This window comes from Luteibacter rhizovicinus (assembly GCF_004342265.1).
Classification (GTDB): Bacteria; Pseudomonadota; Gammaproteobacteria; order Xanthomonadales; family Rhodanobacteraceae; genus Luteibacter; species Luteibacter rhizovicinus_B.
In genome coordinates this window covers 284247-310281 of record NZ_SMCS01000004.1, presented here as the reverse complement: position 1 = coordinate 310281, position 26035 = coordinate 284247, and the positions used below count along the sequence as shown (strand labels likewise).

Genomic DNA, 26035 nt, shown 5'->3' with positions numbered 1-26035 from the left:
ACACGATGACCGAGAGCCCGTTCACCCCCATCGTCGACGCCGACGCCATCCACCTCGTCGTCCTGACCGGCATGTCCGGCGGCGGCAAGACGGTCGCCCTGCGCGCGCTCGAGGATCTCGAGTTCTATTGCGTGGACAACCTGCCGGCCGCGCTGATGCCGCAACTGGTTGCGGCGGTCAGCCACGGCGAACACGGTCCGCGCAAGCGGATCGCGGTAGGTGTCGACGTGCGTAATCGCGTCGCCGACCTCCAGCGCATGCCCCAGGTGCTTTCCGAACTGGCGACGTCCGGTGTCCAGGTCCACCTGATCTTCCTGGACAGCCGCGACGAAGTGCTCATCAAGCGCTATTCGGAAACCCGCCGCCGGCACCCTCTGGCGATCGAGCGCCTGTCGCTGGCCGATTCCATCGCCCAGGAACGCAAGCTGCTGCGTCCGCTGGTGAACATCGCCGACAAGGTGATCGATTCCAGCGACCTCAACGTCCATCAGCTACGCCGGCTGTTCGCCACGGGCTACGCCGAGGCGTCGGACGGCACCACCCTGCTTTTCGAATCGTTTGCCTACCGCCGCGGCCTGCCTCCCGACGCCGATTTCGTCTTCGACGCCCGGTGTCTGCCGAACCCGCACTGGGAGGCCGCCCTGCGCCCCTTGTCGGGCAAGGACCTGCCCGTGCGCGAGTATCTGGAGGCGCAGCCCATGGCAGGCGAGTACTATGGCGATGTGGTGCGCTGGCTGGAAACCTGGTTACCCCGTTTCGAGGGTGCCGACCGCAGCTATGTCACCGTCTCGATCGGTTGTACCGGGGGCCGTCATCGATCCGTCTACCTGGTCGAGAAACTCGCCCAGCATTTTCGCGCGGAGCGCGGCAACGTCCTCACCTTCCACCGCGAACTCGAATGACGCCATGACGAAACTTTTCACAACACGCGATCCACAGACATGAGCGTCGGCGTTCTGCTCATGACGCACGAGGCGGTCGGCAAAGCGCTGATCTCCGCCGCGCGCCATGTCATACCGTCGCTTCCGCTGACCGTGGATGCCGTCGAGGTACCGGCCAACTCCGACCCCGACATCATGCGTACGCTCACGGCGAAACACGCCCGCGACCTGGACCAGGGCGACGGCGTGCTGGTGCTGGCCGACCTGTATGGCGCCACGCCCTGCAATATCGGCCTGTCGCTTGGCGAACTCGGCGTCCATCTGCGCTGCGTCTCCGGCCTCAATCTGCCGATGCTGCTGCGCGTTCTCAACTACTCGGAAAAAACGCTACCCGAACTGGCGGAAATCGCCGCCACAGGCGGTCGCGGGGGAATTTTCATCGACCATGCTTGAACAGGACATCGTGGTATCCAACCGGCTCGGCCTGCACGCGCGAGCCTCGGCCAAGCTGGTACAGCTGGTCTCGCGTTTCAAATCCGGCGTGTGGCTTCTCAATAAGGGACGCGAAGTGAATGCGCAAAGCATCATGGGCGTCATGATGCTCGCGGCGGGAATGGGCACTTCCCTTACTGTGCGCGCGGACGGCCCGGACGAGGTCGACGCGCTCGCGGCCGTCATCGACCTGTTCAACCGCAAGTTCGACGAAGGCGCTTAACGCATGTCCGAAGGCAGTACGACGAGGTTCGAATGAGATACGTGCTGACCGGCACACCCGCGGCCAGGGGTATGGCCCTCGGACGCGCGCGTCTTGTTCAGCCCAGCATTTACACCGTCGACACGCGTCTGCTCGAGAACGAAGAAATCGGTCCGGAAATCGAACGCCTGCACAAGGCGATCGACACGGCACGGCAGGAATTGCGCGAGCTGCGCAGCAAACTGCATGGCGCCCTTGCCCGCGAGGTCGGCGATTTCATCGACGCGCACAGTCTGCTGCTGGACGACGACGAATTGCTGCGCGGACTGGACGAACTCATCTCGGTAGGCCACTACACGGCCAGCGCGGCTCTGAAGATGCAGCGCGACCGGCTCGCCGCCGTGTTCGACGCGATGAACGACCCTTACCTCAAGAGCCGAGGCGAAGACATCGACCAGGTTATCGGCCGCGTAATGTCGGTACTGCAGCAGCAGTCCAGTCGCGAAGAACGCAAGCTTGCGGCACGTGTCGGCGAAATCGTCGTCAGCGATACCGTCGCCCCCGCCGACATGGCGTCCATGGCGGGGCAAGGCATGCTCGGCGTCGTCGCCAGCGCGGGCAGCGTGTATTCGCACAGCGCCATCCTGGCACGCAGTTTCAACCTGCCCATGCTGGTCGGCACGCGCGACGCGCTGGCCACCATCAACGACGACGATCTCGTTCTGATCGACGCCGAGAACGGCGATGTCATCGTCCATCCCACCGCCCAGGATCTCGCGCGCTACCGTCAGTGGCAGCGTCAGGCGGCCCAGGAAGGCCGTCGCCTCGCAGCTCTTGCCTCCGCGCCCACGCTTACCCGCGATGGCGCGCATATGCGTCTTTTCGCGAATGCGGAAATCGCAAGCGATGTCGCCCAGGCGCGTGCGCGCGGTGCCGACGGTATCGGTCTTTATCGTTCCGAATTCCTTTTCCTGCGCCAGCGCGGATTGCCTTCCGAAGACGAACAGTTCGTGGCCTACCGCGACCTGGTTCTCGGCATGGGCGGCCTGCCCGTCACCATCCGTACGCTGGATCTCGGCGCGGACAAAGCCGACGCCGCCGGACTGACCATTCGCGGCGAAGAAAATCCCGCGCTCGGCGTGCGCGGCGTGCGGCTGTCCCTGCGTTACCCGGACGTTTTCAGCGTGCAGTTGCGCGCCATCCTGCGCGCCGCGTGTTACGGCCCGATCCGTATCCTCGTGCCCATGGTCACGCACATGGGCGAAATGGTCGCCGTACGCGCGCTGATCAAGAAAGCCCGCGAAGCGTTGAGCCGCGAAGGCCATGAGTTGCCCGAGCGTCTCGATATCGGCGCGATGATCGAAGTACCCGCCGCCGCCATCGGTGTCACCAGCATTCTGCAGAAAGCCGATTTCCTTTCCATCGGAACGAACGATCTGGCCCAGTACGTATTGGCGGCCGATCGCAACAACGATGCACTGGAAGGGATTTACGATCCATTGCAACCGGCGTTCCTGCGTCTTATCGCACACGTCATCGCCGCGGCTCGACGGGCACGCAAGCCGGTCAGTCTCTGCGGCGAAATCGCGGGCGATACCGCATTCACGCCGCTCCTCGTCGCCATGGGCCTCGAGGAATTCAGCATGCATCCGGGACAGTTGCTACAGGTGCGCGACAAGCTGACCGTGCTCGATTGCAAGGCATTGCGGCAGGCGGCGCCGAAGCTGTTCCGCGCGCATACCCGCGACGAGGTCGAGGCGCACCTGCTCACGGTGCTCGCGCACGGCGTCATCGGCGAATGCGATACCGATGAGGTTGGGGCGCTGTAACCCGCCATCCCTGTGTAGGAGCCCGCTTGCGGGCGAAAGCCAACGGGGCGAGGAAGACGGATGCTTACATCCGCGAGCCCGATCTGCGGGCTGCGGATGTCACGCATGGCATCGCCGCTCCGTTGGCTTTCGCCCGCAAGCGGGCTCCTACAAGGGATGGAAAGCACTCCGGTTACAGCATCCCCAGAAACGCATCCAGCAGCGCCCCGCGATAACGCGACCGGTGCACCACCACCGACAGTACCCGGCGCATATCCAGAAACGGCGTTTTGAGTACAGCTAACCGCCCTGCCGCAACGGCATCGCCGATCGCCACAGCGGGAAGACAGGCGATGCCCAATCCCGCGATCACCGCCTGCTTGATCGCCTCGGACTGATCGAGCTCCAGGACCGTCGTGCCGGCGGGCAGTTCCGCCAGTGCGCGTTCGCTCATGGCACGGGTCGCCGAACCGCGTTCGCGCAGCACCCAGCGTTCGCCTGCGAAGTCTTCGCGGCGCAGCCGCGGTTTTCCCGCAAGACGATGGTCCGGACGCACGCATACCGCCAGCCAGTCTTCGCGCCAGGGTCGTACGTCCAGCGAAGGGTGCGTGACCGGGCCTTCGACGCAACCGACGTCGTAAGCATGATCCAGCACGCCTTCGGCAATGCGCGCCGTATTGGCGACGCCAAGCCGTAATGACACCCCCGGATGCGCCGACGCAAACGGACCGAGCAGATCGCCGACCAGATAGTTGCCGACCGTATTGCTCGCACCGACGCGAAGTTCGCCACTCAACGCCGCACTGGCATCGCCGGCGCGACGCTCCAGTTCCGCGAAGCGTTCGATCAGCTCCTGCGCCAACGGCAACAGTTCACGGCCGCGTGCGTTGAGCCGCAGCCGGCCCTTCTCGCGAGCGAACAAGGGTGAACCCAACTGACGCTCCAGCTCCGCCAGCGCCATGCTGGCGGCCGGCTGACTGAGATACAGACGCTCGGCCGCCGCACGAACGCTGCCATCCAGGGCAATGGCCACGAAGACTTCGAGCTGGCGGGGGCTGATTCCTATCATCAGTCATTCTTATACACTGAATAAGACATACTCAATATGCTTATGGATTTCAGGAGCGGAAAATAGCGCCATCGCTCTGGAACCACCCTCATGTCCGCCATCGAAACCGTCACCATCCCTCCCGCTCAGAACAAGCTTCCCGGCCTGGCCCTGGCTTTCGCCGTCGCCGCCGTCGCTTTCGGGCTGGGGAAACTGCTGCCGCTGGTGGGCGGCGCCGTGTTCGGCATCGTTCTCGGGCTGGTCGTGCGCCATTTCGCCCCGCCCGCCGCATCGTTCCAGCCGGGCATCCGTTTCGCGTCGAAGCAGATCCTCCAGTGGTCGATCATCGCGCTTGGCTTCGGCCTGAGCCTGACCCAGGTGGCGCATACCGGGCTCGAATCGCTGTCGGTCACGGTGACCACGGTGGCCGCTGCCGGCATCTCCGCGTTCGTCCTGGGCAAGGTCCTGCGCGTGCACGACAAGCTGCGCCTGTTGATCGGCGTGGGCACCGCCATCTGCGGCGGTTCGGCTATCGCCGCCGTGGTGCCCATCCTCAAGCCCGACGAGCACGACACCGCGTTCGCGATCTCGACCATCTTCCTTTTCAACCTGGTAGCGGTACTGCTGTTTCCCGCGCTCGGCCATCTGCTGCATCTGTCCGACCTCGGCTTCGGCCTGTGGGCAGGCACCGCGATCAACGACACCTCGTCGGTCGTCGCGGCGGGCTACAGTTTCAGTCATGCCGCCGGCGACTACGCCACCATCGTCAAGCTCACGCGCGCCACGCTGATCATCCCCATCTGTCTCGTTCTCGCACTGATCGTCGGCTGGAAGGAAAAGCGCAGCGGCCGCAGCGACTTCAGCCTGCGCAGCATCTTTCCCTGGTTCATCCTCTGGTTCCTGGTCGCTTCGGCCGTGCGCACAGCAGGCCTGGTTCCCGAGGTCGCACTACCCTGGGTTCACTTCGCGGCCGAGTGCCTGATCATCGTGGCGCTGACCTCGATCGGCCTGTCGGCCGACCTGCGGCGCATGGCGTCGACCGGCCCGCGCCCGATCCTGCTGGGACTGGGCGTATGGGCATCGGTAGCGGTGACGAGCCTGATCGTGCAGTACCTGATCGGACGGCTGTAACGCTACGCTTTTTTTTGTAGGAGCCCGCTTGCGGGCGAAAGCCAACGAAGCGGTGAAGATGCGGTTTGCATCCGCAGCCCGTAGATCGGGCTCGCGGATATGCGCATCCGTCTTCCTCGCCCTGCTGGCTTTCACCCGCAAGCGGGCTCCTACAACACGGAGCTGGCGGTATTGCGGGCGATGGCTAGCAGCAGGCGTTCGTTGAGTGCGTGCTGCTGCGCCTGCCATGCCGCGAGGCTTTCCTCGGCGACTTCTTCCTGACCGTCCATCGCGCTCAGACGTCGTTTCCACCATGACTTATAGCGATAACGCGATATCTCGCCAGTCACGTCGCTACCCACGATGCGTCCGCGCAATGCGTCGATCATCGCCTCGCCGCCCGCCTCGTCCAGCGTGCCCTGGTCCCAGTTCGTCATCGCAACGGATGCGTCGTAAACGTCCTTGTCGATCGACAGATAAGTCGCATCGCTACGACCCTTCTGCTCGTCGACGAAAGCGGCCACCAGGTCGGCGGACGTGGCGAAGCTGCGGAATCCGTGGCCAAGTCCCACGCGCTGCGCCCAACCGGTGTCCACACCGGACGACCAGTACGTGAGTTTGCGCGCACGCAACGGGGCCAGATAGTTCTCCCATGCGTGCTTGCGCCCGATATCGCCCGAAGTAATGCCGACGACATGGACGTGCGTGACGCGCGGAAACATCGCAACGCGGCGCACCCACGATCCGCAATGCACGCCGAACGGAAAGCGCATGTTGTCCGGATGGTTGTCGAATACCACGACCTGGAACGGCTCGCGGCCGGGGACTCGCTCGATCAGCGGCCAGGTAAGATGGTGGAAGTCTCCGCTGCCCGTGAATACGGTGCCGAAATCGGCAGGCAACGTGGCATCCAGCGTTTCGCGAAAACGACGCAGCGCCCCTAGCGAACAGGCGAAGCGCAGCGACTCCTGCCACTCTTCCAGCGGCAGCACGATCCGGCGGGCCAGCGGCCCGACCGAACCATCGATATCAAGGACGACGGGACGCATTGTGCTTTTCCTGCCACTGGCGGTCGCTCTCGAAGTGCTTCGCCAGGCGGCGGAGCACGAAACGGAGCAGAGGGTTGCGTATGTATACCGCGTGACGCGTCATATGAAAGCTCGCGCCCAGCGATGCCTTTACTTCCGGATCGGTCCACCCTGCCACATAGTGCGTAAGACCTCGTTGCCTGGCGTACTCGAGGTTATGCATCCAGCTCACGAAGTACAGGTTGTAGTCGCGTGCACGGGGATAGGAGAAGCCGATGTACTTATCCAGCAGCCGGCCTTGGTGTTCGTAGCAGAGATTCCATCCGATCGTCTCGCCGTCCTTGCGGTAAACGAACACCACGCCGCCACCGTTCGCATCCTGAAATGCGTCCCGGAAAAAATCGAGCGTCAGCAGATCGAAATGCGTTTCGCTTTGCGCGTAAACCTCGCAATACAACGCATAGAAACGCTCGACGAGACCTTCATCGGCGAAAGCGGTACCCGTGGGTATCGCCTCGATCTCCAGTTCGTCGCGGGAACGAAGCTTGCGACGCAGATTCTTCCGCCGGCTCGCCGACATCCGGCTCAGATAGTCGTCCGCCGAAGCGAAATCGATCGGCAGCCACGCAAGCGCCTGCCCTTCGACGGTGATGAAGCCCTCCGCCCCGGCGGCATCGACGAACCGTTGCGACCAGTCGCTGGACGACGCATCGAGCAACGGCGATCCGAGCGGAATGTCCTTGACCACCAGCAGCGTATGCGCCCGTCCGACAGTCGATCGAAGCTCCGCGGCCAGCGCGGCGGGGTCGGCTCCGGCGGGGAACACCGCGTACTCGGTCACGGTCGTTCCGGCGAAGCACGTACGCGGCCGGAGCAGGCGCGACCAGAAGCGATACAACGGCAAACCCTGGACGCGATGGCGCAACGCATCATCGGCCGTCGTCAGCAGATCGAACGGAGCCGCGAACAGGGGCATGCCGTCTTTCGAACGCAGGGTATCGAAGCCGACGGGAGGGTGTCGGTCGAAGTGCCCGAGCAGGCTGTCCGGTTCGAGTTGATTGAGGAAAGGCATGCGTAAGCTTTTTACGTTTAGACTCGGGGTGCCACGCCAGCCGGATGCCGTTTTGGCTCCGGGGTTCGCGGCAACGGGGAGGTCGGGACTATGAGCGATCCGATTGAAAGCAAGGTATTCGATATCATCGCCAACGACGCGAAGATAGACCGGTCCACCATCACGCTCGAATCAACGTTGAAGGATCTGGGCGTGACATCCCTCGACGCTATCGAGGTGATTTTCGACATCGAGGAAGAGTTCAAGGTGACCTTTCCCGAGCGCGATCCCAACTTCGACGGCGACACGGTCGCAGGACTGATCGGTGCGCTGCGGGAAGCGCTGGCACGCAAGGATGCCGCTCCCCCCGCCTGATCATCCGGTTCACTCCGCGCCGCAAGGCGAAACGAAACCAGCCGGGGAGTCAGGCGATGCGAGCAATCCAGGAAGGCCGTGTGGCGATCACGGGCATGGGCGCGGTAAGCGCCTTCGGTATCGGAGCGGATCGATTGTGGAGTGGACTGGTGGCAGGCCAGTCCGCCATCCGCCCGCTGGTCCATCCCCGCTCGGCGGAACTTCGCGCGCGTATCGCGGCGCAGGTTCCCGACTTCACGCCCGAGTCGCACTTCGACCCTCACGTACTTCCCCTGCTCGACCGGATATCCCAGTTCGCCCTGCTCGCATCGCGCGAAGCGGTCGCCCAGTCGGGCATCGCGTTCGACGACGGGCTGCGCACCCGCACAGCGGTGATCATCGGCACGGGCGCCGGCGGCGAGACCTCGCACGACGATACGAGTCGCCACCTGTACGGCGAGGGCAACGGACAGCGCGTCCATCCCCTGAGCATCGTGCGCATCATGGCCAGTGCTCCAGCGAGCCACATCGGCATCGAATTCGGCCTGTCCGGCCCCGCCTTCGTGGTGACCAGCGCGTGCGCATCGGCCAATCACGCGATCGCCCAGGCCGTCGGCATGATCCGCAGCGGCATGGTCGACGTCGCCGTGACTGGCGGCACGGAGGCCTGCCTCTCGTTCGGAGTCATTCGTGCGTGGGAAGCGATGCGTATCCTCGCGGACGATACCTGCCGCCCCTTCTGCAAGCAGCGGCGCGGGCTGGTGCTTGGCGAAGGCGCCGGCATGTTCGTACTCGAATCCATCGAGCATGCGCGTCGACGCGGTGCGACGGTGCTTGCCGAGATCGCGGGCGTAGGCATGAGTTCGGATGCCGGCGACATCGTGGCTCCCTCCGCCAACGGCGCCGCGCAAGCCATCCACGCGGCGCTTGCCGATGCGGGCATGGAACCCTCCGCGATCGACTACGTCAACGCGCACGGCACGGGCACGCAGGCGAACGACGTCACGGAAACCCGCGCACTCCACATGGCGCTGGGTGCGCACGCGCGGAACATATGTGTTTCCTCGACCAAATCGATGCATGGCCATGCGCTTGGTGCCTCCGGTGCACTCGAACTCATCGCGACGATCGGGGCGATCAAGGAAGGCATCGTACCGCCCACGGCCAACTTCATCGACAGCGATCCGGACTGCGATCTGGATATCGTTCGCAACGATGCCCGCGTGATGCACGTGCGGGCGGCGCTGTCCGACTCATTCGCATTCGGCGGCCTGAATGCCGTCCTTGCGGTGTGCGAGCCTCGTTGAGGCCCACGGCAACGGGTGGGCCGGGCGTGAACGCCCGACCCACCCGTCCGGTCCATCAGGCGCGCTTGGCCTTGGTCAGCAGCTGATCGAGCAGCGAGATGGCCAGGTCGATCTCTTCGTGGCTGATGTCGAGCGACGGCGCGAACGTGATGACGTTCTTGTACCAGCCGCCCACGTCCAGCACGAGACCGATCTTCTTGCCGTTGTGCTCCAGGCCGCCGGCAAGGCCGATGTCGACCATGCGGTCGAGCAGTTCCTTGTTCGGCGTGAAGCCGTCGTCGGTGCAGATTTCGGCACGCAGCGCGAGACCGAGGCCGTCGACGTCGCCGATTTCCTTGTGACGCTTCTGCAGGTCTTTCAGGCCATCGAGGAAGTGCTTGCCCTTCTCCACGACCTTCGTGCCGTAGTCCAGCTCGTAGCCCATCTTGATGACTTCGAGACCGAGCGCCGTACCGAGCGGATTGGAGTTGAACGTCGAATGCGTCGAACCCGGCGGGAAGATCGTCGGATTGATCAGCTCTTCGCGCGCCCACAGACCGGACAGCGGATTGAGGCCGTTGGTCAGCGCCTTGCCGAAGACGATGATGTCCGGATTCACGCCGAAGTTCTCGATCGACCAGAGCTTGCCCGTGCGCCAGAAACCCATCTGGATTTCGTCGCAGACCATCAGGATGCCGTATTTGTCGAGCACCTTCTTCAGATCGATGAAGAAGTTCTTCGGCGGGATGACGTAGCCACCGGTGCCCTGGATCGGTTCGACGTAGAACGCGGCGTATTCGGCCTGCCCCGCTTTCGGATCCCACACGCCGTTGTATTCGGTCTCGAACAGACGCTCGAACTGGCGTACGCAGGCGTCGGAGTATTCTTCCGGCGTCATACCCTTCGGGCGACGGAACGGATACGGGAACGGGACAAACATCGCGCGCTCGCCGAAGTGGCCGAAGCGGCGGCGATAGCGGTAGCTGGACGTGATGGACGACGCCCCCAGCGTACGGCCGTGGTAGCCGCCTTCGAACGCGAACATCAGGCTCTTGCCGTTACGCGCATTACGCACGATCTTCAGCGAGTCTTCCACCGCCTGCGCACCGCCGACGTTGAAATGCACGCGGCCGTCCAGACCGAACTTCGACTTCGCGTCGACCGCGATCGTCTTGGCAAGCTCGATCTTTGTCTGGTGCAGGTACTGGCTGGCTACCTGGGGAAGCAGGTCGATCTGGTCTTTCAGGCAATCATTAAGACGCTTGTTGCCGTAACCGAAGTTCACGGCCGAGTACCACATCTGCAGGTCGAGGAAGGGGATGTCCTCGCTGTCGTAGATGTAGCTGCCTTCCGCATGACGGAAGATCTTCGGCGGATCGACATAGTGCACGGTGTCGCCGAACGAACAGTATTTCGCCTCGTCGACGAGCAGCTGGGCGTCGTCGATGACGACCTTGGGGTTCTTGGTCAGAACGTTCATGGGAGGGAAATCCTGTTACGTCGTAAGTGCGGAAATCGGGTGGACGACGATCTCGGGCGGGAGACGTCCGTCAGCAAGCGCGGGCAGAAGCTCGAGCGCTTCGTCGAAGCTGGCGATGGGCACGTAGGGAATACCCGCGGCGCGGCAGTGTTCGATCAGACGGTTCTTGGCGAACACGAAATCGACGGTGTCGGCGGCGCAGAAATCCGATGCGCCGTCGCCGATCAACAGCGTCTTGCGGCCATCGCTGCGCGCTTCGGCAACGCAGGCGCACTTGCAGGTACCGCTACGGCAGTCCGGCTTGCGGAACGGCGACGTCAGACGCCACTCGCGCTCGCCCGCCATGTTCAGGTGATTGGCGGCAACCGGCAGCGTATCGAGGCCATGACGGCTCAGGATCGAATCGATGGCGTAATCGAGCCCGTCGCTGACGACACGGATGGGCATGCCAAGACGCTTCGCCTGACCGACGAACGCCGGAAAGCCATGGTCGATATGCAGTCCGTCGAGATGCGCGTCCATTTCCTCGCGGCTGACGTCGAGAAGACCGACCTGCCCGGCCATGCACTCAGCCGAACCGATGCGGCCCGCGCGCCAGTCGCGCTCGAGCACTTCCCAACCGGGACGGCCGAAGCGGTCGAGCAGCGAATCGATCACGTCCTCGACGGTAATCGTGCCGTCGAAGTCGCAGAGAATGTTCCAGGAAACCGAATGATTCACGTAGGAAGTCCACCATCAGGGTTGACGGCAGGTTAGGGACGGTACCTTTCGCACCCCTTTCCCAGTGGCCGAAGGTTCCCCTAAGGAGGCTCCCGTTCACTTTGTCCGACTATGATTTCCGCCCGATCACCCCCCATATCCGTGCCCATGCCGCTTCGCTCCCTCCTCGCCGGAATCCCGATGGCCCTGCTAGTCGTATCGGGCATCGCTTCCGCCAGCGAGGCGCCCAGCTACGCGTTCGGGGCCGGCGTGCAGCACATTCCGTCCTGGATCGGCGCCAGCACCCATCGCAACCAGCTCCTGCCCTATGTGGACATCGACCTGCCGGAGATTGGCGAGCTTTCGACGGTCGACGGCCTGACCGTCGATCTGATCCACGGCACGCACTGGCATGGCGGTCCGTACGGAAATTATATGTGGGGCCGCAGCCACGAAGACCTGGGTACGCTCGGCGGCAAGGTCACGTCGCTTTCGCCGCGGCTGCAGGGCGGCGGATACATCGAATATGCGTTCGACGAGCAATGGAGCGTGGGCTCGCGTGTTAGCCACGACACCGACGGAGCGGGGGCGTACCTGGATGTCTACGGCGATCTGAAGCTACCCGATATCGGCTATATCGAGCAGTCCTTCGAGCTGCAATGGCAAGCGATGAACGGTCCGGCGATGCGGCGCTTCTTCGGCCTGAGTGCCGACGAGGCCACGAGCATCGGAACCGCGCCATGGCGACCGGGCGCCGGGGCACAGATGGCCTATATCGAATACGACGCCTTCCTGCCCACCAGCGAGCATACGGGCTTCGCACTGTCGATCAATATTGGCCGCCTGCTGGGGGCCGCGGCAAACAGCCCGCTGGTCCGCTCGTATGGATCGCGGACCCAGATTTCGCAGACGCTGGCCTTCGTCTACCACTTCTGAGCCAGCGCTTCGCCGTGCGTCAGGGCTTCGCGCCCTGCTTCGTGAAACGCACCAGCACGCGTTGCCCGATGCGAAGGTCTTGTGGCGTATCGAACGACAACACGCATTCCACCGTGCGCGAATTCGCCCGTGCCTGCGCGTCGTCGTCCAGAACGCCGGGGCCGATCACGGAACCGACACGCACGACGGTCGCCTGCCGCGGCGTCGCTTTCGCATCGCCGTCGGCCGTGACTTCCGCATGCATGCCCGGCTGCACGTTATTGGCAAAGGTTTCGCTGAGTTCGGCGCGAACGAGACGCGGTGTATCGGGCAACAGAACGATGAGCGGATTCTCCGTCCCCACGGATGCGCCGGGACGGGCCAGCACCCGGGTGACCAGTCCGTTGGAGGGCGCGCGTAGCGTGCGCTGGGCAAGCTCGTAGTTTGCGGAGCTGACTTTCTGGGCGAGTACGGCGACCTGCGCCGTGGCGGCATCCTGTTCCGCGCCGAGCTGGACCAGTGCGTCCGCCGCATCGTCCGCGCTCTGCCCGTCTCCGGCGCCGCTGGCTTCCGCCTGGGCAAGCCGTTGCGCACGCTGCTTCGCAGCCGCGATACGCTTGCCCAGCGAGGCGATCTGCGCGTTCGCCTGGGCACGTTCCGCTTCGGCCGCGGCGACGGCAAGCTTCGCCGGCGTGTCGTCGAGGGCGGCCAGGACCTGCCCCGCCTTCACGGTGTCGCCCTCGTGCACATCCATCCGTACGAGTACGCCGTCGCGCGGCATCGAAAGCGAAAGCAGTCCGCCTTCGACGTCGACGCGGCCACGCGCGGCCGCAGCGTAGTTCGATTCGGGCGCGCTTGCGGTCGCGGGTGCATTCCCATGCCCCGAACAAGCCGCGAGGGCCAGCGAAAGCAGGATCAGGCACGCCTTCCGGTGCGTTGCAATCGCGTTCATAACGAAGATATCTCCTGGTTCGAGCGACCCGGCGCCAGTTCGGGCGTGTGGCGCTGATCGCTTAGTATCCGCCCGTCTTCCATGGCGAGCACGCGATCCGCGTGACCCAGAAGACGAGGATCGTGACTGACGCACAGGACCGTGGTGCCATGGGTACGCGCTATACGATGAAGCAGATCGATCACCATCTGCCCGTTCGCGGCATCCAGTGCGCTGGTCGGCTCGTCGGCGAAGAGCAGCTCGGGCTCTTTCGCCATGGCGCGGGCCACCGCGACGCGCTGCTTTTCGCCACCCGAAAGTTCGGTCGGACGCAGGGAAGCGCGATGAGCGACGCCCACTTCGTCCAGCGAACGAAGCGCCCGCTCGCGAACTTCGCGCGAAGGCAGCCCCAGGTAATGCAGCGGAAGTTCCACCTGCTCCAGCGCCGTCAGCGCGGGGAATAGGTTGAAACCCTGAAAAACGAAACCGGTGTGGGCCAGGCGAAACCGTTCGAGCTCGCGTTGCCCGAGGTCGTCCAGCTTGTCGCCCAGGGCGAATACCTCGCCGGAGTCGACCTTCTGCAGACCGCTCAATATCGCGAGCAACGTGCTCTTGCCGCAACCGGACGGCCCGGAAATCAGCGTCAGTTCGCCCGCATGAAGTTCCAGCGACACTTCGTGAAGGACGCTCGTGCGAACGCGTCCCGTGACGAACGACTTCGTGACCCGTTCGGCCCTCAGGCTGGGTCCGGCATAACGCTTATTGTCGAGAGGTGAATTCATGGCATCACCTCAGCAACGTGGCGGGATCGGCGCGACGCAGGCTGCGCATGGCGGCAAGACCCGACACCGCGGCCAGCGCCATCACGAGCAGTGCGCATATCAACGTGACAGGTATGCTGAGGTACACGGGCACGTCGCGGCTTCGGGCGATCGCCATCAACAGCGCCCCGACGAACGATGCGCCGAATAATCCCAGCGCGCCCACCCAGAACGCCTGCTCCAGCACTACCCGGCGCAGTGCGGGCAAGCCTACGCCTAGCGCGTTGAGCGTCGCGTATTCGCGAACGGAACCGGCTACCGCCGCGACCAGCGTCTGGCTGGTGATGACGGCACCGACCAGAAAGACGATACCCGCCAGGAACAGCACGCCCGCGCCGGCACCTGTATCCAGCATCCAGTAGAGAACCGTTCGCCGCGCGAAATCGCGCGCCGCCCAGACATCGTAGGGACCGAAGCCGGTGGCATGCCGTAGCCGTGCGGCGACCGATTTCGTATCGGCGTTCGCGTCGAGCTTCGCTACCAGATACGTCGGGCGACCGGCATCCTGTGGATCGGGGTTCAGCCGGCGCGCCGTTTCCAGCGACGTCACGACGTTCACCCCGCCCAGCGCGCGCAAGCCCGAACTCACACCGACAATGCGCACCGTATGCCCGTTGATCGCGGCCTGCTTGCCTACGCCGACACCGAGCTTCTCCAGGTCCGCGCGGTCGACGACGACAGCGTCCGGCTCTTCCAGACGGGCGCGCATGTCCTTGTCCAGCACGCGGGCGAACATCAGTCCTTCGGGACGGGGATCGATTCCCGACACGTAAACCGATACGCCACCCGTGGTGCGGTCGCCCCGCCAGTCGCCATCCAGCCAGATGAACGGCTCGACCTGCGTTACGTGGGGGTCCATCCGCATATGCATTTCGACGTTGGGATCGAGCGAGCGCCCCTGGTCAACGCTTTGCGTGCCCGGATAACCCACCCATATATCGGCGGTCGATCCGGTGATGTAAACACTGGCGCTGCTGAAAATGCCAAGGACGAGCGCCGCCTGCAGCACCTGCAGCAGGCCGGCGAAGCCGACGGCGAGAATCGCCGGCAGAAAACGGCGCCACTCGTAGATAAGTGTTTTGCGGGCGAGAGGAACCATCAGCGCGCCGCCTCGGCGTCGCTATCTTCATCCGCGACTACCGGAGCGCCTCCCAGCGCCTTGAACAGCGCGACATAAGCAAGATCGCGGGTTGCCCGTGCATCCACCATGTCGACGCCGGCTTCCGCCACCGCGACGCGGGTATCCGCACGATCCAGTTCGCTCGCGAGTTTCAGACGCGTCCGGGTAGCCATGGCGTTGTCGGCCACCGTGGATGCCTGCCAGGCATCCAGACTGTGACGCTCCCGCTCGCGCTGCGCCTGCAGATTGTCGAGTGCGGTCTGCACTTCGGCGACACCTTGCAGGACGCTTTGCCGATAGGCCAGCACCGTCGCCTGGAACTGATGGCGGCTGGCGTGCGCCGCGGCGGCGCGCATGCCCCAGTCGAACAACGGAATATCCAGAACGGGGCCGACGGACGCGATGCCGTGCGTATGCGTGCGGCGATAGCTGACGATATTGGTCGACCAGATCATCGAAGCGCCCAGTCCGATGCTGGGATACATCTCGGCGCGAGCGAGCCCGAGCTCGCCCGCCGCACGCACGACGTCCGCTTCCGCCTTCGCGATTTCCGGCCGGGTGCGCAGCAGCTCGGCCGGTGCGCCATCGAGTTTCCAGTCGCCCAACTGGGGGACGTCGGCAACTGTCTCCCATGCGGCATCCGGGGCGTTCATGCCGAGCAGCACCGCAAGCTGCCGGGATGCCGTGTCGTATGCCTGTTTGGGATCCATGAGCGCGGATTCGGCACGGGCAAGTTCGCCGTGCGCCTTCGCGACGTCGACGGGCGAGGCCATGCGCAGCTTCGCGCGGGTCTCGACCAGATCGACACGCCTGGCTCGTTCGTCGCGCAGATCCGTCAGCAGCCGGACCCGCTGCTGCGCGGCGCGCATTTCGACCCAGTTGCGAACCACCTCGGCAATGACCGTAACGCGTGCGGCTTTCACCTCGGCCACGCTCGACTGGAGTTGTCCGCGCGCGGCGCGCTCCGCACCGGTGGCACGGCCGAAGAAACCGAATTCCCAAACCGAATCGAACCCGGCGACGAAGAACGACGCACTGGCGTCCGGATCGAACAGGTCGTCCGTCTTCCCCTTCAGCGAGGGAAGAAAACGATCGCCGGAATGATGATCGAGACCGCGTGCGGCCTGCAGACGCTCGACCGCTTGCGCGACATCGAGGTTGTCTTTGAGCGCGCGCTCGACGACGGCGTCGAGCGCGGGGTCGCCGAATGCCTTCCACCATCCGTGCAGATCCGGCGCGGTAGCCGCTGGCGGAGGCGGCAACGCACTCCATTGCGCCGGCAGTTCGGGCGGCGTCGGCGGATACTTCACGCCAAGCCCCGCGCAGCCAGCCGCCATAGCGGCGAAAGACGCGAGGGCGCAGGCAAGGAAGTGTCTAGTCATCACGGCCCATGATCGTATACGGCCAGTCAGAAGGTAAGCCCGTGCGAGTAGACGACACTGTCCACTCCCGCCATCCGATCACTGGAATTTTAACGTGCCGGCACATGGGCTTCGTTCGTCTTGTGGGACGAGCGGATAGTGCGCGGCAAACCTTAGACTTATCTTTCGACATTGTAGCGTAGGGACTTCGAAAGACATGCCCATGACGCACATCGATTGCCGCCTCAGACAACACATCTACGTGTTGGTTCCCCGACAAGTCTAAGGCCTTGACCGGTAGCTGCCTACGTGCCGTTGGTCAGCGGTTGTCCTGGGTCCAGATGGCGCCTTCGTCTTCGCGCACGGGGAACGTCGCCACGGGTTCGTAGGCAGGCGGGCAGGTCACCGCGCCGGTGCGCACGTCGAACCGGGCGCCATGCCGGATGCATTCGACCTCGAAGCCGATAAGCGGTCCGTCCGCCAGCTCGCCGCCGTCGTGGGTACACACGTCCTCGATGGCATAAAGGTCGCCGTCGATGTTGTAGACGGCGATCGCCGTGTCGCCGTCCCACACGATGCGGTGCTCTCCGGGAAGCAGCTCGCTGCGCGTGCCGACCCGGACCCAGCCGTTCATGCCTCGCCTCCCAACGGCTTGACCACGTACTCGAAACGAAGGTCGTCGCGCAGGGGAATACCGAAGCGTTCGTCGCCATAAGGAAACGGACTGAATCTGCCGGTGCGCGCGTAACCGCGCCGGCCGTACCAGGCCATCAGTTCGTCGCGCACGTCGATCACGGCCATTTCGACGCTCGAACATGCCCAGTCCTGTCGGGCGAGACGTTCTACCTCGGCGACCACACGGCGGCCGATGCCGCCGCCCTGGCGCAACGGGCGTACGGAGAACATGCCGAAATAGCAGGCATCGCCTTTCTTCTCGATATAGCAGGAGGCGAGCAACTCCCCGCCCTCTTCCAGGAGCACGAAGCGCCCCTCGGAACCGGCCAGCAGCTGGCCGATTTCCTCGGCGTCCGTACGCCTGCCGGCGAGCAGGTCGGCCTCGGTCGTCCAGCCGGCCCGGCTGGCGGCGCCCCGGTAGGCGGACTCGACAAGCCCGACGATCGCCGACACGTCGGCCGACGTCGCGTAACGGAACCCTGGGGAGAGTGTTTTCGAGGTGGGAGCGTTCGTCATGCGGAGATGATATCCCCGCCAGGGACGTTCTGTCAGAGCAGCAGCTTGCGCACCTTCTCTATCGCCCGGATGAACCCATCCACTTCCGCGCGGGTGTTGTAGAACGCAAGCGAGGCACGCAGGGTGGCCGGCACGCCAAAGAACTGCATCAGGGGATGCGCGCAGTGGTGACCCGAGCGCACGGCGACGCCTTCCAGGTCCAGCAGCGTCGCCATATCGTTCGCATGCGCGCCTTCGATCAGGAACGAAATGACCGGCTCCTTTTCAGCCGCGCGGCCGAAGATACGCACACCGGGCACGCTCTCCAGCGCATCGGTGGCATAGGCCAGCAGACCCTGCTCGTAAGTCTCCAGCCGATCGAAGCCGATGCCGTTCAGATAATCGATAGCGGCGGTCATGCCGGCGAACCCCGCGATGTTCGGCGTACCCGCTTCGAAACGATGCGGAGGATCGGCGAACACCGTGCCGTCGAAACGCACCTCGCGGATCATCTCGCCGCCACCGAAGAACGGCGGCATCGACTCCAGGTGTTCGCGCTTCGCCCACAGGGCGCCGGTACCCGTCGGTGCCAGCATCTTGTGCCCGGTCACCGCGTAGAAATCGCAGCCCAGCGCCTGCACGTCGATCGGACGATGCGGCGCCGCCTGCGAACCGTCCACCAGCAACGGAATGCCGCGCTTGCGGCACTCGCGCGCCAGTTCGCGTACCGGGTTTACCGTACCGAGCACGTTGGACACGTGGGCGACACAGGCAAGCTTCACGTCCGGCGTCAGCATCTCGACGAATTTCTCGACAATGAGTTCGCCGTTCGTATCGATGGGAGCCGCCTTGACCACGGCACCCGTGCGCTCGGCCACGATCTGCCAGGGCACGATGTTCGCGTGGTGCTCCATCACGGTCGTCAGGATGGCGTCGCCCGGCTTAAGACGCGGAAGCGCCCAGCTATACGCGACGAGATTGATCGACTGTGTCGTGCCGGAGGTAAGGATGACTTCGTTACGCGACGACGCATTGAGGAAACGCGCAAGACTGTCGCGCGCGCCTTCGTACGAGGCCGTGGCTTCCTCGCCCAGCTGGTGCACGGCGCGGGCGACATTGGCATTGTGTTCGCGATAATGCCGATCCACGGCGTCGATTACCGATACCGGTTTCTGGCTGGTATTCGCGTTGTCGAAATAGATCAGCGGCTTCCCGTGGACGGTGCGCGCCAGCAGCGGAAAGTCGGCGCGGATGCGCTCGACATCGAGCGGCAGCGCATGGGATTCGGGCTTGGCAGTCATAACGATTCCGTCATTGATCCGGGAGGTCACGCCTCGGCGGGGCCGGTCGGCAGGTGCGCCACCAGCAGTGCGCCGAGGTGCTCGCGAAGCGCTTCGTTCGGCAGCGATCCGAGCGCCGCGCGACAGAAGGCCAGCGTCAGCAGGCTGCGCGCCTGGACCTGCGGGATACCGCGCGAGCGCAGATAGAACATCGAACGCTCGTCGAGCTGACCGATGGTGGCGCCATGTGCCGCCTTGACCTCATCCGCGTAAATTTCGAGTTCGGGTTTGGTATCGATTTCCGCTTGTGCGGAAAGCAGCAGATTCTTGTTGCTCAGTGCGGCATCGCTACCGTCGGCTCCCTCGGCCACGACAATCGCACCGCGGAAAACGCCGCGCGAACGACCGTCGGCCACGCCGCGCCACAATGCGTCGGACGTGGTGTCGCGGGCCTGATGGCGAACATCCATCTGCGTATCGATATGTTGGCGAGCCTTCAGCGCGAAAACGCCGCGAGAATCGAAGCGCGCACCTTCGCCGACCAGTTCCGCCGTCAGTTCGTGACGCACCAGCGCGCCACCGAGTTCCACGGCATGAACGGTGGCCGCGGCACGCGCGCCGACGCGCGCATGGCTGCGACGAACGAGCGTCGCGGCCGCCGAGGCATCCTGTATCAGCACGAGTTCGAGCACGGCGTCGTCGCGCAGCACGAAATCGGAAACGACCGTGCCCAGCGCATTCGCATCGCCGATCGCGACGTGGTGCTCGACGACATTCAGATGACCGCCCTGCCCGACCTCGACCAGCGCACGCGCGTGCCACGCGACGTCATTCTGCGTGGCGACGTACACCACGTGAACGGGCGATTCGATCGTGCAGCCTTCGGCGACATTCACCACCACGCCATCGCGCGCCAGCGCCGCATTGAGATGCAGGAACGCGTCGGCGGCATCCCGGCGATGCCGTGCCGCCAGGGCGAAACGCAGCGGTTCGGGCGCCAACGTCAAAGCAACCGAAAGCGGTTCTACGCGAAGGCCGGAAGGCAACGTGTCGAGCACGGAAAGATCCGCGCGGAACACTCCGTCGACGAGGACGATGCGCGGACCGGTGACGCCGGGCAGAGCGAATACCGCGGCATCTACGTTCGCGGCGCGTGCCGCGTCGGCGTCGGCCGGCGCGAACGCCCGCTGGGCCAGCGCGCGAAGCGGCGTGTATTTCCACGCTTCGCTCCTTCCCTCCGGCAAGCCGGTGGCAAGGAACGCATCGAGATTCTCGCGGCGCGCCGTGTCGAGCCAGACAATGCCCGTACCTTCGGAAGCCTCAGCTCCCTCGGCATCCAGCACCGCCTGCACGAACGGCGTGCGGCTGGCCTGGACTTCGGTCATGCGCGGTCTCCCGCGAGCTCCGCCTTCGCAAGCTCCGGATGGGTGTCAGCGAGCCACGCATAACCCTGTTCTTCGAGCTTCAACGCCAGGCTCTTGTCGCCGCTTTCGACGATACGGCCGCCCGCAAGCACGTGCACGAAGTCCGGTTCGATGTAATCGAGGAGCCGCTGGTAATGCGTGACGACGACAAACGAACGATCCGGCGAACGCAGCGCGTTCACGCCTTCGGCCACCTGTTTCAGGGCATCGATATCCAGGCCCGAATCGGTCTCGTCGAGGATGGCCAGCTTCGGTTCGAGCACGGCCATCTGGAAAATTTCGTTCCGCTTCTTCTCGCCGCCGGAGAAGCCTTCGTTGACCGCGCGATGCAGCAGCTCGTCGGAGATCTGCATGATCTTCAGCTTCTCGCGCACCAGCTTCAGGAAGCGCATCGAATCCAGCTCTTCTTCGCCGCGATACTTCCGCTGCGCATTGAGCGCCGCGCGCAGGAAATAGGTGTTGTTCACTCCGGGAATTTCGACCGGATACTGGAAAGCGAGGAACACGCCTTCGGCGGCACGCTCTTCGGGCTCCAGCGCCAGCAGGTCGCGACCGTTGAACAGCACGCTGCCCTCGGTGACTTCGTAACCTTCGCGTCCGGACAACACGTTGGCCAGCGTCGACTTGCCGGCACCGTTCGGTCCCATGATCGCGTGGACTTCGCCGGGATTCACTTCCAGCGAAAGGCCTTTCAGGATTTCCTTGCCTTCGACGCGGGCATGGAGGTTGTGAATTTTGAGCATGTGCATGGTGCTATCCATCAGAACGTGAGTGCGTCAGTCGCTTCGTCGGCTCAGCCGACGGCGCCTTCGAGCGATACTTCGAGCAGCTTCTTCGCCTCGACGGCGAATTCCATCGGCAGCTCGCGGAATACCTGCTTGCAGAAACCGTCGACGATCATCGACACCGCGTCTTCCTCGCCGATACCGCGGGACAGGCAATAGAAAAGCTGGTCGTCGGAAATTTTCGACGTGGTCGCCTCGTGTTCCACGATGGCGGTGGGGTTCTTCACTTCCATGTACGGGAAGGTGTGCGCGCCGCATTTCTTGCCGATCAGCAGCGAATCGCATTGCGTGTAATTGCGCGCGCCGTCGGCGCCCTTCTCGATTTTCACGAGGCCGCGGTAGCTGTTTTGTCCACGCCCGGCGCTGATGCCCTTGGCCACGATCTTCGACTTCGTGCCCTTGCCGATGTGGATCATCTTCGTACCGGTATCGGCCTGCTGACGGTGATGGGTCAGCGCCACGGAATAGAACTCGCCCACCGACCGGTCGCCGCGCAATACGCAGCTGGGATACTTCCAGGTGATGGCCGAGCCGGTCTCTACCTGCGTCCAGGAAATCTTGGAATCCGCGCCGCGGCAATCGCCACGCTTCGTCACGAAGTTGTAGATACCGCCGACGCCGTTCTCGTCGCCCGGATACCAGTTCTGCACCGTGGAGTATTTGATCTGCGCGCGTTCCAGCGCGACCAGCTCGACGACCGCCGCGTGCAGCTGGTTCTCGTCGCGCATCGGCGCGGTGCAACCTTCGAGATAGGACACATACGCATCGTCTTCGACGACGATCAGCGTGCGCTCGAACTGTCCGGTGTTCATCGCATTGATGCGAAAGTAGGTCGACAATTCCATCGGGCAACGCACGCCCTTCGGAATGAAGACGAAGCTGCCGTCGGAGAACACCGCGGAGTTCAGCGCCGCGAAATAGTTGTCGCCGGTCGGCACGACGCTGCCCAGGTACTGGCGGACCAGGTCGCCGTGCTCGCGGATGGCCTCGGACATCGAGCAGAAAATCACACCTGCTTCGGCCAGTTCCTTACGGAAGGTGGTGCCGACGGACACCGAATCGAACACCGCGTCGACCGCCACGCCCGCGAGCTTCGCGCGTTCGTGCAACGGCACACCGAGTTTCTCGTAGGTTTCCAGCAGTTTCGGGTCGACTTCGTCCAGCGATTTCAGGCCGGCCTTCGGCGCCGAGTAATAACTGACGGACTGATAGTCGATGGGCGCGATCTCAAGCTTCGCCCAGTCCGGCTCCTGCATGGTCAACCAGTGACGGTAGGCGGCGAGGCGCCATTCGGTCATCCACTCCGGCTCCTGCTTGATCGCGGAAAGCTGGCGGACGACGTCTTCGCTGAGTCCGGGCGGAAGGCTCGTCGATTCGATATCCGTGACGAAACCCGCCTCGTAGCGCCGGTTGAGGGCCGCTTCGACTTCGGCGTTGTCGCGCACGGGCGCTGCCACTTCGCGTGTCATGTTTTCGCTCTCGTTCATGCGTTTGCTTATCCCGCGGCGGTCGCCGCGTGTTTTGCCGTCGCCTGCGGGGCGCCGGCAAGCATCTGTGCCAGGGTCATGGCGCGCAGCACACCGTCGACGGCACCGCTGACCTGCTGCCAGCTACCGCGCACGCCGCACTGCGACTCGCGCTCGCACTGGCCCTGCGCCGCGCTGCACTCGGTCATGCCGATCGGTCCTTCCATCGCCTCGACGATATCGGCAAGGCTGATCGCCTCGGGCGCACGGGCGAGCCGGTAGCCGCCGTTGACGCCACGAAACGACTCCACCAGACCCGCATGCCCCAACAGCTTCAGGAGCTTGCTGACCGTGGGCAGTTCCAGACGGGCGCCGTCCGCGATCTGCGCCGTGCTGAGCACGTCGGCAGGGTGCGCGGCGATGACGGTCATCACCACGGTCGCGTAATCGGTCAGTCGGCTGACACGGAGCATCGGGGAAGGTCGGGTGTGGATACAGGACCAAAATGGTACAGATTGTGTCGTCCCAACGCAATCCGGTTGCACTGCACCATAAGCGGGCAACATGCCCCATAGACGTGCGCGATATGGAGGCAGGCCGGATCGCTACCCGGACGCCTCCCCACGCAACCCACTGTAATGACTTGATTTAGCGATTGGAAAATCGCTGGCACGCAATCTGCTGGGTGCACTCAGGGCCATCAACCGGGGAGCGAGTCGCATGAAGTGGATCAACGCGATCATCAAGCCATTCACGCTGGACGATGTCCGCGAGGCATTGGCCGAGGTGGGAGTGCAAGGGATGACGGTGACCGAGGTCAAGGGCTTCGGGCGCCAGCACGGACATACCGAGCTTTACCGCGGCGCCGAATACGTCGTCGATTTCCTGCCAAAGCTGAAGATCGAAATCGCCGTATCCGACGAACAGCTGGAACGCGCCATCGAGGCGATCACGACCGCCGCGCGCACGGGGAAGATCGGCGACGGGAAAATCTTCGTCATCGACCTCGAACAGGCTATCCGTATCCGCACCCAGGAGATCGACGCCGATGCGCTCTGAATTCCGACGTATGCTCCGGGCGCCTGCCGCTGCCCTCACCTGCCTGCCGCTGACGGCCTTCGCGCAGACGGCGACGCCCAAACTCGACAGCGGCGATACCGCGTGGATGCTGACGTCCACCATGCTCGTGCTGCTGATGACCATTCCCGGCCTGGCGCTTTTCTACGGCGGCATGGTTCGCGCGAAGAACCTGCTCTCGGTCCTGATGCAGTGTTTCGCCATCACGGCGCTGGTGACCGTGCTGTGGATCGTCTACGGCTACAGCGTCGCCTTCGATACCACCGGCATGGTGGAAGGCAGCACCAACATCCATTCGTTCGTCGGAGGCTTCAGCCACGCGATGCTCGCGGGCCTGACGCCCAACAGTCTCTACAACACCGTGCCTGAGGCTGTGTTCGTCATGTTCCAGATGACGTTCGCGATCATCACGCCCGCGCTGATCGTCGGCGCCATCGCCGAACGCATGAAGTTTTCCGCGCTGCTGGTCTTTACGGCGCTGTGGTTCACGATCGTGTATCTGCCCATTGCGCATATGGTGTGGGGTGGCAAGGGATCGTTCCTCGGCGATCTTGGCGTGCTGGACTTCGCGGGCGGTACCGTCGTCCATATCAACGCGGGTATCGCGGGCCTCGTCGGCTGTCTGGTGATCGGCAAGCGTCGCGGTTATCCGACCACACCGATGCCGCCGCACAATCTCGGTTACACCCTGGTCGGCGCAAGCATGCTCTGGCTGGGCTGGTTCGGTTTCAACGCGGGTTCCGCCGTGGCAGCGAATGGCAGCGCCGGCATGGCGATGCTGGTGACACAGATCGCGACAGCGGCCGCCGCCATCGGTTGGACGGCCGTCGAATGGCTGACCCATCGCCGCCCCAGCGTGCTCGGTATCGCATCGGGTGCGGTCGCCGGCCTCGTCGCCATTACGCCCGCGGCGGGCACCGCCGGACCGGGAGGCGCGCTGGTTCTCGGACTGGTGTCGGGCATCGTGAGTTTCTTCTGCGCCACGCGACTCAAGCGTTATTTCGGTTACGACGATTCGCTGGACGTCTTCGGCGTGCATGCCATCGCCGGCATCGTCGGCGCTTTGCTGACCGGACCGCTGGCCTCGGCCACGCTCGGCGGTTTCGGCAACGTCACCGACCTCGGCCTGCAGTTGTGGATTCAGTTCAAGGGCGTGGCATTCACCATCGTGTGGAGCGCGGTGCTGTCGTACGCCATCTTCAAGGGCATTGCGTTGACGATGGGTCTGCGCGTCGACGAAGAACAGGAGCAGGTCGGCCTGGATATCGCGCTGCACGAGGAGCGTGGTTACAACCTGTCGTAAACCTGCTCTTTTGTAGGAGCTCGCTTGCGGGCGAAAGCCAAAGAAGCGGTGATGCCGTGGGTGACATCCGCAGCCAGGATATCGGACTGGCGGATGTGAACACCCGGCGTCCTCTCCCTGTTGGCTTTCGCTCGCAAGCGAGCTCCGTATGTGTCAGGCCGCTGCCAGTTCCGCATCGCGTGCCCGTGCCCGCACCACCGCCGGACGCGAATTCACGCGATCGATGTACGCCTGCACCAACGGCGTCGCCTCCACCAGTTTGAACGCGGTGATCCAGGTCAGGGCGTTGCCCCAGAGTATGTCCGCCGCCGAGAAACGCTCGCCGAGGACGTAAGGGCCCTTTTCAAGTTGCCCCATCAACGTGGACAGCATCGTGTCGTAGTCGCCGTACGGACACATCGACGGCGGCGTGGGGCCGTAACCCTGCGACTTGTCCACCACGGCCGGCTCGAAGCAGCTGGCATAAAAAACCATCCAGCGCAGATACGGCCCACGCAGCGGATCGCCGATAGCGGGGGCGAGGCCAGCCTCCGGATACAGGTCGGCCAGATACAGGAAAACCGCGACCTGCTCCGTCACCAGCGCGCCGTCATGGACGATCGCCGGCACCTTGCCCATGGGATTGACCGCCAGGTATTCCGCACCGCGCTGCTCGCCCGCGCGCATGTTCAGCTGATGCAGATCGTAGTCGGCCCCCAGCTCCTCCAGCAGGATCATCGTTCCACCGGCCCGCGTCTGCGGCGAATAGAAAAACGTGACGCGCGACTTCGTATCCATGGCGGTTCTCCGGTGGGGAAACGTCGAGTCTAAGACCTCGCAATCGCAAATACCTGCGCCCGCCCCATGTCTGCTGTCAAGTACGCAAATCCGGCAAAAACCCTACTAGGACACTATTGTCATCGATGTTTCACGAAAATTTGACAACAGTGAAATGTCCGTATAA

The 26035-nt window shown here is 64.0% G+C and carries 27 protein-coding genes; 10 read left to right on the top strand and 17 right to left on the bottom strand.

The genetic code is table 11. From position 1 onward, the window contains the following. The first annotated feature begins 5 nt into the window (after positions 1-5). The 4 genes from rapZ to ptsP are packed head-to-tail and all read left to right on the top strand — an operon-like array spanning position 6 to position 3404. Complete coding sequence (gene rapZ, locus EC912_RS12240) at positions 6-902, top strand: RNase adapter RapZ (protein WP_132144389.1); 897 nt, start codon at positions 6-8, stop codon at positions 900-902. 39 nt (positions 903-941) lie between these two features. Beyond that, complete coding sequence (locus EC912_RS12235) at positions 942-1334, top strand: PTS sugar transporter subunit IIA (RefSeq protein WP_132144387.1); 393 nt, start codon at positions 942-944, stop codon at positions 1332-1334. Further along, on the top strand, positions 1327-1596 hold the full coding sequence (locus tag EC912_RS12230; protein ID WP_132144385.1) for an HPr family phosphocarrier protein: 270 nt from the start codon (positions 1327-1329) through the stop codon (positions 1594-1596). Before EC912_RS12235 ends, EC912_RS12230 begins: the two co-directional genes overlap by 8 nt. Positions 1597-1628: 32 nt before the next feature. Further along, entirely contained in the window at positions 1629-3404 is a 1776-nt protein-coding gene (gene ptsP / locus EC912_RS12225; protein WP_132144383.1) for a phosphoenolpyruvate--protein phosphotransferase, read from the top strand. A 172-nt stretch (positions 3405-3576) separates the two neighbouring features. Here the strand turns inward: ptsP and EC912_RS12220 are convergent, their stop codons facing one another. Next, complete coding sequence (locus tag EC912_RS12220; protein WP_132144381.1) at positions 3577-4452, bottom strand: LysR family transcriptional regulator; 876 nt, start codon at positions 4450-4452, stop codon at positions 3577-3579. 90 nt (positions 4453-4542) lie between these two features. On the opposite strand from EC912_RS12220, the gene EC912_RS12215 reads away from it, so the two are divergent. Further along, the gene (locus EC912_RS12215; protein ID WP_132144379.1) at positions 4543-5562 is read left to right on the top strand and encodes a YeiH family protein; all 1020 of its coding nucleotides are present in this window, start codon (positions 4543-4545) and stop codon (positions 5560-5562) included. 149 nt (positions 5563-5711) lie between these two features. Here EC912_RS12215 and EC912_RS12210 read toward each other — a convergent pair whose 3' ends face one another. Both EC912_RS12210 and EC912_RS12205 read right to left on the bottom strand, forming a co-directional pair. Further along, a complete protein-coding gene (locus tag EC912_RS12210; RefSeq protein WP_132144377.1) occupies positions 5712-6590 on the bottom strand; it encodes a hypothetical protein in 879 nt (292 codons plus the stop codon). Next, positions 6571-7641 carry a GNAT family N-acetyltransferase gene (locus EC912_RS12205; RefSeq protein ID WP_132144375.1) on the bottom strand — a complete coding sequence of 357 codons (1071 nt, stop codon included), beginning with the start codon at positions 7639-7641 and terminating at the stop codon, positions 6571-6573. Before EC912_RS12205 ends, EC912_RS12210 begins: the two co-directional genes overlap by 20 nt. A gap of 90 nt (positions 7642-7731) precedes the next feature. On the opposite strand from EC912_RS12205, the gene EC912_RS12200 reads away from it, so the two are divergent. Next, positions 7732-7995 carry an acyl carrier protein gene (locus tag EC912_RS12200; RefSeq protein ID WP_132144373.1) on the top strand — a complete coding sequence of 88 codons (264 nt, stop codon included), beginning with the start codon at positions 7732-7734 and terminating at the stop codon, positions 7993-7995. 56 nt (positions 7996-8051) lie between these two features. Continuing rightward, complete coding sequence (locus tag EC912_RS12195) at positions 8052-9281, top strand: beta-ketoacyl-[acyl-carrier-protein] synthase family protein (RefSeq protein WP_132144371.1); 1230 nt, start codon at positions 8052-8054, stop codon at positions 9279-9281. A 55-nt stretch (positions 9282-9336) separates the two neighbouring features. Here the strand turns inward: EC912_RS12195 and EC912_RS12190 are convergent, their stop codons facing one another. Beyond that, positions 9337-10740, bottom strand: a complete 1404-nt coding sequence (locus EC912_RS12190; RefSeq protein WP_132144369.1) for an aspartate aminotransferase family protein — start codon at positions 10738-10740, stop codon at positions 9337-9339. A 15-nt stretch (positions 10741-10755) separates the two neighbouring features. After that, entirely contained in the window at positions 10756-11460 is a 705-nt protein-coding gene (locus EC912_RS12185; RefSeq protein WP_132144367.1) for an MtnX-like HAD-IB family phosphatase, read from the bottom strand. Positions 11461-11640: 180 nt separating this feature from the next. Between EC912_RS12185 and EC912_RS12180 the strand changes: the two genes are divergently transcribed. After that, positions 11641-12375, top strand: coding sequence for a MipA/OmpV family protein (locus tag EC912_RS12180; RefSeq protein WP_243649250.1), 735 nt, complete (start codon positions 11641-11643; stop codon positions 12373-12375). A gap of 19 nt (positions 12376-12394) precedes the next feature. On the opposite strand, the gene EC912_RS12175 is transcribed toward EC912_RS12180, so the two are convergent. The 11 genes from EC912_RS12175 to EC912_RS12125 form a co-directional block, all read right to left on the bottom strand. Then, positions 12395-13306 carry an HlyD family secretion protein gene (locus EC912_RS12175; protein ID WP_132144363.1) on the bottom strand — a complete coding sequence of 304 codons (912 nt, stop codon included), beginning with the start codon at positions 13304-13306 and terminating at the stop codon, positions 12395-12397. After that, a complete protein-coding gene (locus EC912_RS12170) occupies positions 13303-14067 on the bottom strand; it encodes an ABC transporter ATP-binding protein (RefSeq protein WP_132144361.1) in 765 nt (254 codons plus the stop codon). The genes EC912_RS12175 and EC912_RS12170 overlap by 4 nt, the downstream gene beginning before the upstream one ends. Before the next feature lie 4 nt (positions 14068-14071). Then, positions 14072-15205 carry an ABC transporter permease gene (locus EC912_RS12165; protein WP_132144359.1) on the bottom strand — a complete coding sequence of 378 codons (1134 nt, stop codon included), beginning with the start codon at positions 15203-15205 and terminating at the stop codon, positions 14072-14074. Then, on the bottom strand, positions 15205-16608 hold the full coding sequence (locus EC912_RS12160; protein WP_243649249.1) for a TolC family protein: 1404 nt from the start codon (positions 16606-16608) through the stop codon (positions 15205-15207). Before EC912_RS12160 ends, EC912_RS12165 begins: the two co-directional genes overlap by 1 nt. Before the next feature lie 298 nt (positions 16609-16906). Further along, complete coding sequence (locus tag EC912_RS12155; RefSeq protein ID WP_132144357.1) at positions 16907-17221, bottom strand: non-heme iron oxygenase ferredoxin subunit; 315 nt, start codon at positions 17219-17221, stop codon at positions 16907-16909. Continuing rightward, on the bottom strand, positions 17218-17778 hold the full coding sequence (locus tag EC912_RS12150) for a GNAT family N-acetyltransferase (RefSeq protein WP_132144355.1): 561 nt from the start codon (positions 17776-17778) through the stop codon (positions 17218-17220). Before EC912_RS12150 ends, EC912_RS12155 begins: the two co-directional genes overlap by 4 nt. A 32-nt stretch (positions 17779-17810) precedes the next feature. Further along, positions 17811-19058: an aminotransferase class V-fold PLP-dependent enzyme gene (locus EC912_RS12145; protein WP_132144353.1), complete on the bottom strand. Its 1248-nt coding sequence runs from the start codon at positions 19056-19058 to the stop codon at positions 17811-17813. Between the two features lie 26 nt (positions 19059-19084). Beyond that, positions 19085-20422 carry a Fe-S cluster assembly protein SufD gene (gene sufD / locus EC912_RS12140; RefSeq protein WP_132144351.1) on the bottom strand — a complete coding sequence of 446 codons (1338 nt, stop codon included), beginning with the start codon at positions 20420-20422 and terminating at the stop codon, positions 19085-19087. Next, the gene (sufC, locus tag EC912_RS12135; protein ID WP_132144686.1) at positions 20419-21204 is read right to left on the bottom strand and encodes a Fe-S cluster assembly ATPase SufC; all 786 of its coding nucleotides are present in this window, start codon (positions 21202-21204) and stop codon (positions 20419-20421) included. The genes sufD and sufC overlap by 4 nt, the downstream gene beginning before the upstream one ends. Positions 21205-21254: 50 nt before the next feature. Continuing rightward, complete coding sequence (sufB, locus tag EC912_RS12130; RefSeq protein WP_132144684.1) at positions 21255-22715, bottom strand: Fe-S cluster assembly protein SufB; 1461 nt, start codon at positions 22713-22715, stop codon at positions 21255-21257. A gap of 26 nt (positions 22716-22741) precedes the next feature. Continuing rightward, positions 22742-23185 (bottom strand): SUF system Fe-S cluster assembly regulator, encoded by a 444-nt coding sequence (locus EC912_RS12125; RefSeq protein ID WP_132144349.1) that lies wholly within the window; start codon positions 23183-23185, stop codon positions 22742-22744. 247 nt (positions 23186-23432) lie between these two features. Here EC912_RS12125 and EC912_RS12120 point away from each other — a divergent pair, with 247 nt between their 5' ends. Together EC912_RS12120 and EC912_RS12115 are read left to right on the top strand one after the other, a co-directional pair. After that, complete coding sequence (locus EC912_RS12120) at positions 23433-23771, top strand: P-II family nitrogen regulator (RefSeq protein WP_132144347.1); 339 nt, start codon at positions 23433-23435, stop codon at positions 23769-23771. Continuing rightward, positions 23761-25092, top strand: coding sequence for an ammonium transporter (locus tag EC912_RS12115; RefSeq protein WP_207906830.1), 1332 nt, complete (start codon positions 23761-23763; stop codon positions 25090-25092). The genes EC912_RS12120 and EC912_RS12115 overlap by 11 nt, the downstream gene beginning before the upstream one ends. 153 nt (positions 25093-25245) lie before the next feature. Here the strand turns inward: EC912_RS12115 and EC912_RS12110 are convergent, their stop codons facing one another. Then, positions 25246-25869, bottom strand: coding sequence for a glutathione S-transferase family protein (locus EC912_RS12110; RefSeq protein WP_132144345.1), 624 nt, complete (start codon positions 25867-25869; stop codon positions 25246-25248). Positions 25870-26035: the final 166 nt, after the last annotated feature.